The organism is Flavobacterium sp., assembly GCF_049318325.1.
Lineage (GTDB): Bacteria > Bacteroidota > Bacteroidia > Flavobacteriales > Flavobacteriaceae > Flavobacterium.
The window spans coordinates 1-10,499 of record NZ_JBMOGQ010000079.1 but is presented as its reverse complement, the minus strand read 5'-3'; the positions used below and the strand labels follow the sequence as shown (position 1 = coordinate 10,499).

Here is a 10,499-nt window from a genome sequence, read left to right as displayed (position 1 = left end):
GTATATATGCATTACATCAAATTACCCACTTTTTCTTTTCTCCTGCATCTTTTCTCTATTTTCTATTTTCTTTTCACTATAAACTTCCGATATAATTTCTATTTTTGTTGAAACTAAAACTACACAACTACATATGCTAATTATTGGAATTGCTGGTGGTACCGGAAGTGGAAAAACAACGGTTGTACAACAAATTATTAATGAATTACCTAAGACCGAAGTCGGCGTAATCTCACAAGACTCATACTATAGAGAAAACCATAACTTAGGTTTTGAAGAGAGAGCACTCATTAATTTTGATCATCCCCGAGCTATTGACTTTGAATTATTGGTAAATCATCTTAAGGCTTTGAAAAAAGGAGATACTATTGAGCAACCTGTGTATTCATTCGTAACACATAACCGAACAGACGATAGCATAATCACGCATCCTAGAAAAGTAATGATAGTTGAGGGGATTTTGATTTTAGCAAACCCTGATCTACGCGAAATGTTTGATGTTAAAATATTTGTCCACGCAGATTCAGACGAAAGATTAATTCGCCGATTAAAACGTGATATTGCTGAACGTGGTCGAGACATGGAAGAAGTATTAAACCGCTACCAAACAACATTGAAGCCTATGCACCAACAATTCATAGAACCAACCAAAGCATTTGCAGACATTATTATACCAAATGATAAATACAATACAGTGGCTATCGATGTGGTAAGAGCTGTTATTAATCAAAGAATTACCTAAAATGAGTTACTTTAAAAATCTAACCAATGCCTATCCTATCCTGAAAATCCTCGGGAATAGATATGTTATTGTTTTGGTTTTTTTTACCATTTGGATGCTTTTCCTGGATAATACTTCTTATCTGGAACACCGCATTTTAAACAAGCAACTCAACGAACTCGAAGACAATAAAAAATACTATCAAGACGAAATCAGAAAGGATAGAGAAAATATCAAACAACTCAAGAATCCAGACCAAATAGAAAAATACGCGCGCGAAAAGTATTATATGAAACGCGATAGCGAAGACATCTATATCATCGAATTTGAAGACGATTCCATCAAGGACGAAAAAACAGATTCAAAATCTTTATAAATATGGCTGAAAATTTATTTGATGCTTTTGAACCCGTTTCCTCCAAACAATGGAAACAACAAATTCAGTACGAACTAAAAGGTGCCGATTATAATGACACTTTGGTATGGGAAAGTCTGGAAGGAATCAAGGTAAGACCATTTTATCACGAAGATGAAACAGAAATAAAGTTCACTTTAAAAGAAAGAACCAAGCCTTTTGATATTATGCAAAACATCCACGTACATGATGTAGCCATATCAAATAAAAGAGCTTTAGACACGTTAAATCGTGGCGCTGAAAGTATTCGTTTTACTATTGAAAATGAAAATGTTAACCTAGTTAACTTAATGCAGAATCTTCCTCTAAAAAACACAACTTGTTTTTTTTATTTACCGTTTCTATCAATCGATTTCGTTAACAAAATAAATGACTTTGCTGCTAATAACAATGCAAAGTTTTGTATCCAACTTGATCCAATCGGTCAACTTACAAAAGACGGAAACTGGTTTGAAAACGGCGAAAAAGACTTCGAAAAGCTAATCACAATTAGTAGTAAATCTGCTGTTCCATTTATTACTATTCAATCTGGACTATACCAAAACGCTGGAGCTAATATGGTTCAGCAACTCGCCTTCACCCTAGCCCACGTCAACGAATATTTCAACCGGATCAAAAATAGTAATCAACCGATAATGATTGAAGTTTCGGTAGGCACAAATTACTTTTTTGAAATTGCAAAATTGAGAGCGTTACGTTTATTATTCAACACTTTGGCAGCTGAATACAATCACACTTTCGATTGCCATATCATCGCTACACCAACAAAACGCAACAAAACTTTGTACGATTACAATGTGAACATGCTACGCACTACAACTGAATGCATGAGTGCTGTTTTAGGTGGAGCCGATAACATAGCAAATCTTACTTACGATAGTTTGTATCACAAAGACAACGAATTTGGTGACCGAATTGCACGTAACCAATTATTGATTTTAAAACACGAAAGCTATTTTGATAAAGTTAGTAACCCGGCTGACGGAGCTTATTATATAGAAACCTTAACCGAACAATTAGCCGAGAAAGCTTTATTATTATTTAAAGAAATTGAAGAAAAAGGCGGTTTTATTACCCAACTAATAGAAGGTAAAATCCAAAAGAAAATTAGCGAAAGTGCTGCTAAAGAACAAGAACTGTTTGATACCGGTAAAGAAGTCTTATTGGGAACGAACAAATACCCGAACAAGAACGATAAAATGAAACACGATTTAGAGTTGTTTCCATTTGTAAAAAAAAATCCACGTAAAACCCTAATCGTACCAATTATTGAAAAACGATTGGCTGAGAAAATGGAACAAGAACGTTTATCTCAAGAACAATAAGCTATGAGAAAAAACATCCAACATATTAAATTAGAGATTAGAGATAAGGGAGAAGGGAAAAGTTTAAAAACCGACAACCAACAACCAATAACCGACAACTTCCAAACCGCAGAAGGTATCGAAATCAAGCCATTTTACGAAGAAACCGACATTGAGAACATCGAACACATCGGTTTCGGCTCGGGCTTTGCCCCCAACCTTCGTGGTCCTTATGCTACAATGTATGTACGACGTCCTTGGACAATTCGTCAATATGCCGGTTTCTCTACTGCCGAGGAAAGTAATGCTTTCTATCGCCGTAATCTGGCGGCGGGACAAAAAGGGTTATCCGTTGCATTTGATTTGGCTACACATAGGGGTTACGATTCTGATCACGAACGCGTAGTGGGTGATGTCGGAAAAGCCGGAGTAGCTATCGATTCTGTTGAAGATATGAAAGTCTTATTCGACCAGATTCCGTTAGATGAAATGTCGGTTTCCATGACTATGAACGGTGCGGTATTGCCAATTATGGCATTCTATATAGTCGCTGCCGAAGAACAAGGCGTAACTCCCGAATTGCTTTCTGGAACCATTCAAAACGATATCCTAAAGGAATTCATGGTACGTAATACGTATATCTATCCGCCAACGCCTTCGATGAAAATCATTGCCGATATCTTTGAATATACTAGCAAAAAAATGCCGAAATTCAACTCGATTTCAATTTCGGGCTACCACATGCAGGAAGCAGGCGCCACTGCTGATATCGAATTGGCTTACACCTTGGCTGATGGTCTCGAATATATCCGAACCGGTTTAGCAGCAGGCATGAAAATAGATGAGTTCGCTCCACGTCTATCGTTCTTTTGGGCCATAGGTATGAACCATTTTATGGAAATTGCTAAGATGCGCGCAGGCAGAATGTTATGGGCCAAACTATTAAAACAGTTCAATCCACAAGACGAAAAATCATTAGCGCTTCGTACGCATTGCCAAACATCGGGTTGGAGTTTAACCGAGCAAGACCCATTTAATAATGTGGCTCGAACTGCAATTGAAGCGGCAGCCGCAGCCTTTGGCGGAACGCAGTCTTTACATACCAACGCCTTAGACGAAGCGATTGCCTTACCAACAGATTTCTCGGCACGTATTGCCCGTAATACTCAAATATTTCTACAAGAAGAAACGAAAATCTGCAAAACCGTCGATCCTTGGGCAGGCAGTTATTATGTAGAAAGTCTTACGTCAGAAATTGCCGAAAAAGCATGGGCATTAATACAGGAAGTTGAAGAATTAGGTGGTATGACAAAAGCCATCGAAGCAGGAATTCCGAAACTCCGTATCGAAGAAGCGGCAGCACGTAAACAGGCACGTATAGACAGTTCACAGGATATTATTGTAGGCGTTAATAAATACCGTCTCGACAAAGAAGACCCATTACACATTTTGGATGTGGATAACCAAATGGTGCGCAAGCAACAAATTGAACAGTTACAGCGCATCAAAGCCACACGAGACAACAATAAGGTTAAAGCCTGTCTGGAAAAATTAACCGAAAGCGCTAGGTTGTGGGCAGAAAATTCAAAAGATTCCCATTTGGATGGGAATGACAATAATTTGTTATCTTTAGCCGTGGAAGCAGCCCGAAACAGAGCTACACTAGGTGAAATCAGTGATGCACTAGAATTGGTTTTCGGGAGATATAAAGCACAAATCAGATCATTTAGTGGCGTGTACAGCAAAGAAATAAAAAACGACAAAAGCTTTGAAAGAGCCAAACAATTAGCTGACGATTTCGCTAAGAGAGAAGGACGTCGTCCGCGTATTATGATTGCCAAAATGGGACAAGACGGTCACGACCGTGGTGCTAAGGTTGTCGCTACTGGCTATGCCGATGTTGGCTTTGATGTCGATATTGGTCCCCTATTCCAAACCCCGAAAGAAGCTGCGAAACAAGCGGTTGAAAATGACGTCCACATACTTGGCGTTTCCTCTCTGGCAGCCGGACACAAAACCCTAGTTCCTCAGGTAATAGAAGAACTTAAGAAATATGGTCGTGAAGATATTATGGTCATCGTTGGTGGCGTAATACCATCACAGGACTACCAATACTTATTTGATTCCGGAGCCGTTGCAGTATTTGGACCGGGTACCAAAATAAGCGAAGCTGCTATTAGTATTTTGGAAGTATTGTTAGAAGACTAAATCAACCAGATTCAAATAAGTACACAAAAAGTGTAACACCCTTTAAAATTTCATTCCTATTTTAGCTATACCTGTCAGGTATAGAAATCCCATAGGTTTGATATTTTATTAAATATACAATCATACAATTTTATAAGCCATATAGATTATATCATCCCAAAGGGATTTCTTCTATTACCATCACTATGCTACCTATATTGATTCACTAACGGCATTAATCATTTCCTATTTTACAACAACAAACACTCACTTTAAAATGGGTGTTTTTATTTTACAACACCACCAAAATAAAATTCATAATCCTAGCTTTTCAAATTAAAAAATTGTAACTTTAGTTAACAAAAATTGGCCATCTGTTTGCTCCGAAGACTAATTTAATAATCTTTAAAATCAAACAATATGAAAGCAAAAAGAAAAGTTGGTATCTGGTTAGACCATACGACAGCGCGTGTAATAGAATACAATACTGAGGAACTCAAAGCAACAACAATTAAATCAGACCTACAAGGATTAGACAACCAAGATAGTTTGCAACACAGTGAGAGTTTGTTACACCACAAAGAAAACCAAAAACTAAAAGCCTTTTACAAAGCCATTATAGCAATTGTAGAAAACTATGACGAAATTCTTCTCTTTGGTCCAACCACCGCAAAAACCGAGTTATTTAACCTCATCCGTAAAGAACACAAATACGACCATTTGAAAATAGAAAACAAGTCTGCCGAAAAAATGACTCCGCCCGAGGAACATGATTTTGTGGTTAACCATTTCAAAACGTTACTTAATTACGAAAGTCCGTTTGCGAAATAAAAGTGACTAGTCGTAAATAACCATACAAATTATTTACGACTAGTTAGTATACATCTTCTTTCTCATTTCCTGAATCTTCTCATCATCAAGATATTCATCAAAAGTCATATACCTATCTATAACACCGTTCGGCGTAATTTCTAATACTCTGTTGGCAACCGTTTGGGCAAACTCATGGTCATGTGTAGTAAATAACACCGAACCTTTGAAGTTTTTAAGTGAATTGTTAAACGCCGTAATCGATTCCAAATCTAAGTGATTGGTAGGTTCATCCAACATCAATACATTGGCACGTATCATCATCATTCTCGATAACATACAACGTACTTTTTCTCCTCCAGATAAAACGGTACATTTTTTCAATGCTTCTTCTCCCGAGAAAATCATTTTCCCTAAGAAACCACGCACATAAACCTCATCGCGCTCTTCTTCGGTTTTCACAAACTGACGTAACCAATCCACCAGATTCAGACTTCCGTCCGTAAAAAAGGCGCTGTTATCATTTGGCAAATACGATTGTGTCGTTGTAATTCCCCAATCAAATGTTCCGGCATCCGCTTTTAAGTTTCCATTTAGAATTTCGTAAAAAGCTGTTGTAGCACGTGAGTCTTTTGAGAAAACAACTACCTTATCGCCTTTGGCCATATTCAAATCAACATTCTTAAACAATATTTCACCATCAGCAGAGGCAGCTAAGCCTTGCACGTGTAAAATTTGATCTCCGGCTTCTCTTTCTACATCAAAAATAATCGCAGGATACCTTCTGCTTGAAGGTTTGATTTCGTCTAAGTTCAGTTTCTCAATCATCTTTTTACGCGAAGTAGCCTGCTTCGATTTGGCTACGTTGGCACTAAAACGACGGATGAATTCTTCCAACTCGGCTTTCTTTTCTTCTGCCTTTTTGTTTTGTTGTGCTTTTTGACGCGCCGCTAACTGACTTGACTCGTACCAAAACGTATAGTTCCCTGAGTAATGATTGATTTTTGAAAAGTCAATGTCGGAAATATGAGTACAAACCGCATCCAAAAAGTGACGGTCGTGAGAAACCACAATAACAGTATTTTCATAATTAGCAAGGAAATTCTCTAACCAAGAAATCGTTTCAAAATCCAGGTCATTCGTAGGCTCATCCATTACCAACACATCTGGATTTCCAAACAGCGCCTGCGCCAAAAGAACACGAACTTTCAGTTTACCTTCCATTTCACTCATCAATGTATAATGCATATCGGATGAAATACCAAGATTAGAAAGCATCGCACCGGCATCGGACTCGGCATTCCAACCATTCATTTCTTCAAACTGCACCTGCAACTCGCCTATTCTATCTGCATTGGCATCATCATAATCGGCATACAAAGCATCCATTTCTGATTTTACTTTAAACAAAACCTTGTTCCCCATCATCACGGTTTCCAAAACGGTATGCTCATCGAACATATTGTGATTTTGGTTCAGCACCGACATACGTTTCCCGGGCTCAAGAAAAACTCTTCCCGATGTTGGGTCAATATCTCCGGAAAGTATTTTAAGAAAAGTAGATTTTCCTGCACCATTGGCACCAATCACACCATAGCAATTGCCTTGTGTGAAAGTGGTATTAACTTCGTCAAACAATATTCTTTTACCAAACTGGACTGATAAATTATTTACAGTTAACATGAAATATATTTTATAAAAATTTTTGCAAAAGTAGTTAAAAGTGTTCAGTGTTCAGTGTTCAGTGTATAGTTTTCAGTTTTTTATGTTAGTTTATTTAACTAATACTTAACAATATAATCCATTATATAGAAATATTTTTGTTAGATAGTGTCATATGAATGCATACGTTTAAAAAAATAAAATACATACTTCTTTTCTTGCCTCTAATAATTCTTTTAAGTTCGTGTAAGAGCGAATTTAAAGGTTGTGAATATGTCGCTTATTTTGGTGGCGAAGTCGTAAATCCGAATAATTCTTATGTGCTTTTCTGTAAAGACAATGAAGTCATTGACACCTTAAAACTTGACGAAAACAATCGCTTCTTTACGCAATTTGATTCACTAGCTCCAGGATTATATACTTTCAAACACGAACCTGAATATCAATACGTATATTTTGACAAGAACGATAGTATAATGGTTCGATTGAATTCAAAAGACTTTGACGAGTCGATTGTTTTTTGTGGTCGTGGTGAAGAAAAAAATAATTTCTTAATGGAAATTTATTTGAAAAATGAAAAAGACAAATACAAAATGTTTGACTATTTCGATGATAATTTTGATAACTTTTCCAAAGAAATAGATTCGAAATTTGCCAAGGAAACTACTCTTTACAACACAAAAAAGCAAGAGTTTAAATGGAATGATGATTTTGATGTTTTTGCCAAAGCTGCTTTAGATTTTAATTATTATTCCAAAAAGGAATTATATCCCATAGTTCACAAAATCAGAACAGGTGAAGATTTGATTGATAAATTGCCGGCTAATTATTATGACTACAGAAAGACTATTGATTTTAACAATGAAGAACTTTCAAATTATGCGCCTTATGTTATGTATTTGTCACACATGCTTAACAATATGGGTACAATAAATTATCATAATCATTTTAGTGAAAAGGACTTGGCATTAAAAACCAATATCAATAAAATGACTATTGCTGACACTTTGATTAAAAATCAAAAGGTGAAAAACAACATTCTAAATAATATTGCTTTTACCTATTTACTCGAAGATCAGAATATGAGCAATAACAATACTTTTTTGACTTCTTATAAAAAACTTTCTACAGATAAGAGCAAAAAGAATGAAATAATAACACTATGCAATGCTATTCAGATGCTAAAAGTTGGTGGTACATTACCCGAAGTGCCTTTAATAGATACAAAAGGTAATTCTGTTTCTTTGTCAACTTTGACAAAACCAAACACAGTGTTCTTCTTTTGGACAAAAAACGCAAAGTCTCATTTAGAAGCAGTACACTTAAAAATAATGACACTAAAATCCAAGTTTCCACAATATAATTTTGTGGCTGTAAATGTTAATGACAGTGAAGAAGACTGGAAATCAACTTTGGAAAAATATAAGTTCAAAGGCATTACAGAAGTGCATTGTTCCAATTTTGAAATTATAAAAAACAAATGGGCAATCAACAAAATTCATCGTACTATAATCCTTGATGACAAAGGTGTAATCAAAAATGCATTTGCTGATATATTTGATTCTCAGTTTGAAGAGAATTTAAAATAGGCATTAGGCAAAAATGAAAAAACCCGACTCAGATATTGAATCGGGTTTTTTATACAAAAGCTTTTTCTTATTTATTTCCTTTTGCATAATCTGCTAGGAACTGCGCTAAACCAATATCCGTTAAAGGGTGTTTTAACAATCCTAAAATTGAAGATAATGGTCCTGTCATTACATCAGCACCAATTTTGGCACAATTCACAACGTGCATAGTGTGACGAATAGAAGCTGCTAAAATTTGGGTTTCAAAAGCATAATTATCATAGATATCGCGGATTTCCTGAATCAAAGCTAAACCATCTGTAGAACAATCGTCTAATCTTCCTAAGAACGGAGAAACATATGTTGCTCCTGCTTTAGCCGCTAACAAAGCCTGACCAGCAGAGAAAACCAAAGTTACATTGGTTTTAATTCCTTTATCTGAAAAATATTTACACGCTTTCACTCCTTCTTTGGTCATTGGCAGTTTTACCACAATTTGATCGTGTAAATCAGCCAACTCCTCGCCTTCTTTAATCATACCTTCATAGTCAACCGCAATAACTTCTGCACTTACATCACCATCAACAATATTGCAAATGTCAACATAGTGTTTCAAAATATTGTTTTTACCGGTAATTCCTTCTTTAGCCATCAACGAAGGGTTTGTTGTAACTCCATCTAGTACACCAAGTGCTTGTGCTTCTCTGATGTCTTTTAAATTGGCTGTGTCAATAAAAAATTTCATAGTGTATTGTTTAAATATAAAAAGTTGTGTTTTTTGTTTCGCAAAATTACGTTTTTTTAATTTGCTGAGTTACTGAGTTCCTAAGTTTCTGAGTTTTTTTTTATTGAAATACTTAGCCTCTCAGCTACAAAGTCTCTCAAAGCTTATAATGATTCATCAACATACTTTCATAAATTCGGTCAGGTAAAATTCGTTTTAAAACAATGGAAAACTTTTGCATAAAAGCCCCAATTTTATAATGAAGGTTTGGATTTTTGTTTTGTATAATACTGTATACTTCTTTGGCAAAATCATTTGGATCTTCACCACTATGCATATGCGAGTTCATCATACCTAATGTATTCTCATAAGCCGGTTTGTATGCCGAATTTTCAAGTATTGGCGCATGATAACGATGCGCTGCAATTTCAGTTGCAAATTCTCCTGGAGCAATATTAACTATATTTATTCCGAAAGGTTTTACTTCAATGCTTATTGCTTCCGAAACCAATTCGAGCGCTCCTTTTGAAGCCGAATAAATGCCTCGGTAAGGCAAACCCATATAACCAGCAATGGAAGTAATATTTATAATCAAACCTGATTTTTGTTCGCGCATTTGTGGCAAAACCGCTTTAATAACTTCTATTGGTCCAAAGAAATTGGTTTCAAAATTATTCCGCATTTCATCGGTTGGCGTTTCTTCTATTGGTCCCGTAATTCCAACTCCAGCATTGTTAATGACTACATCTATTCGTTTGGAAATAGAAATTACTTTCTCCACTGCATTCTTGATACTTTCTACACTTCTAACATCCAACGTAATCAAGGGAAATATGGAATTAATAACTTTCTCCGGATTACGACTCGTTCCGTAAACCGTGAATCCTTTATGAAATAAAAACTCGCCTATGGCTTTCCCAATTCCTGAGGAACCGCCTGTGATTAAAACTACTTTGCTCATTTTTTTTTAAGATAAGAGATGAGAGACCGATAGATGAAAGACAATAATTATAAACGAGAAGAACTATTATCCATTCGTTTATTATCTATCCTTCTAAATTTCGGTTAAAGATAATTAGTTTAATTTGATACCCAAACCGTAATCTTC

General features: G+C 35.9%; 9 protein-coding genes. 6 read left to right on the top strand and 3 right to left on the bottom strand.

Translation table 11 applies throughout. The annotated features are described in order from the left end of the window. The first annotated feature begins 133 nt into the window (after positions 1-133). The 5 genes from udk (at position 134) to ACOYLP_RS08080 (ending at position 5,458) form a co-directional block, all read left to right on the top strand. Positions 134-742, top strand: coding sequence for a uridine kinase (gene udk / locus ACOYLP_RS08100; RefSeq protein ID WP_422855675.1), 609 nt, complete (start codon positions 134-136; stop codon positions 740-742). Position 743: 1 nt separating this feature from the next. Next, positions 744-1,097, top strand: a complete 354-nt coding sequence (locus ACOYLP_RS08095) for an FtsB family cell division protein (protein WP_422855674.1) — start codon at positions 744-746, stop codon at positions 1,095-1,097. 2 nt (positions 1,098-1,099) lie between these two features. Next, entirely contained in the window at positions 1,100-2,461 is a 1,362-nt protein-coding gene (locus tag ACOYLP_RS08090; RefSeq protein ID WP_422855673.1) for a methylmalonyl-CoA mutase subunit beta, read from the top strand. Positions 2,462-2,464: 3 nt separating this feature from the next. Next, positions 2,465-4,648, top strand: coding sequence for a methylmalonyl-CoA mutase (gene scpA / locus ACOYLP_RS08085; RefSeq protein WP_422855672.1), 2,184 nt, complete (start codon positions 2,465-2,467; stop codon positions 4,646-4,648). Between the two features lie 399 nt (positions 4,649-5,047). Then, positions 5,048-5,458, top strand: a complete 411-nt coding sequence (locus tag ACOYLP_RS08080; protein WP_422855671.1) for a hypothetical protein — start codon at positions 5,048-5,050, stop codon at positions 5,456-5,458. 39 nt (positions 5,459-5,497) lie between these two features. On the opposite strand, the gene ACOYLP_RS08075 is transcribed toward ACOYLP_RS08080, so the two are convergent. Continuing rightward, the gene (locus ACOYLP_RS08075; protein WP_422855670.1) at positions 5,498-7,120 is read right to left on the bottom strand and encodes an ABC-F family ATP-binding cassette domain-containing protein; all 1,623 of its coding nucleotides are present in this window, start codon (positions 7,118-7,120) and stop codon (positions 5,498-5,500) included. Between the two features lie 197 nt (positions 7,121-7,317). Here ACOYLP_RS08075 and ACOYLP_RS08070 point away from each other — a divergent pair, with 197 nt between their 5' ends. Then, positions 7,318-8,688 carry a TlpA family protein disulfide reductase gene (locus ACOYLP_RS08070; protein ID WP_422855669.1) on the top strand — a complete coding sequence of 457 codons (1,371 nt, stop codon included), beginning with the start codon at positions 7,318-7,320 and terminating at the stop codon, positions 8,686-8,688. Between the two features lie 67 nt (positions 8,689-8,755). On the opposite strand, the gene fsa is transcribed toward ACOYLP_RS08070, so the two are convergent. Both fsa and ACOYLP_RS08060 read right to left on the bottom strand, forming a co-directional pair. Next, entirely contained in the window at positions 8,756-9,412 is a 657-nt protein-coding gene (gene fsa / locus ACOYLP_RS08065; RefSeq protein ID WP_422855668.1) for a fructose-6-phosphate aldolase, read from the bottom strand. 136 nt (positions 9,413-9,548) lie between these two features. Further along, the gene (locus tag ACOYLP_RS08060) at positions 9,549-10,352 is read right to left on the bottom strand and encodes an SDR family oxidoreductase (RefSeq protein WP_422855667.1); all 804 of its coding nucleotides are present in this window, start codon (positions 10,350-10,352) and stop codon (positions 9,549-9,551) included. Positions 10,353-10,499: the final 147 nt, after the last annotated feature.

What these genes read in the sequence shown, in the direction of transcription:
- ACOYLP_RS08080 (WP_422855671.1), top strand. Translation starts at nt 5,048, where the DNA reads ATGAAAGCAAAAAGAAAAGTTGGTATCTGGTTAGACCATACGACAGCG.
- ACOYLP_RS08075 (WP_422855670.1), bottom strand. Translation starts at nt 7,120, where the DNA reads ATGTTAACTGTAAATAATTTATCAGTCCAGTTTGGTAAAAGAATATTG.
- udk (WP_422855675.1), top strand. Translation starts at nt 134, where the DNA reads ATGCTAATTATTGGAATTGCTGGTGGTACCGGAAGTGGAAAAACAACG.
- fsa (WP_422855668.1), bottom strand. Translation starts at nt 9,412, where the DNA reads ATGAAATTTTTTATTGACACAGCCAATTTAAAAGACATCAGAGAAGCA.
- ACOYLP_RS08095 (WP_422855674.1), top strand. Translation starts at nt 744, where the DNA reads ATGAGTTACTTTAAAAATCTAACCAATGCCTATCCTATCCTGAAAATC.
- ACOYLP_RS08090 (WP_422855673.1), top strand. Translation starts at nt 1,100, where the DNA reads ATGGCTGAAAATTTATTTGATGCTTTTGAACCCGTTTCCTCCAAACAA.
- scpA (WP_422855672.1), top strand. Translation starts at nt 2,465, where the DNA reads ATGAGAAAAAACATCCAACATATTAAATTAGAGATTAGAGATAAGGGA.
- ACOYLP_RS08060 (WP_422855667.1), bottom strand. Translation starts at nt 10,352, where the DNA reads ATGAGCAAAGTAGTTTTAATCACAGGCGGTTCCTCAGGAATTGGGAAA.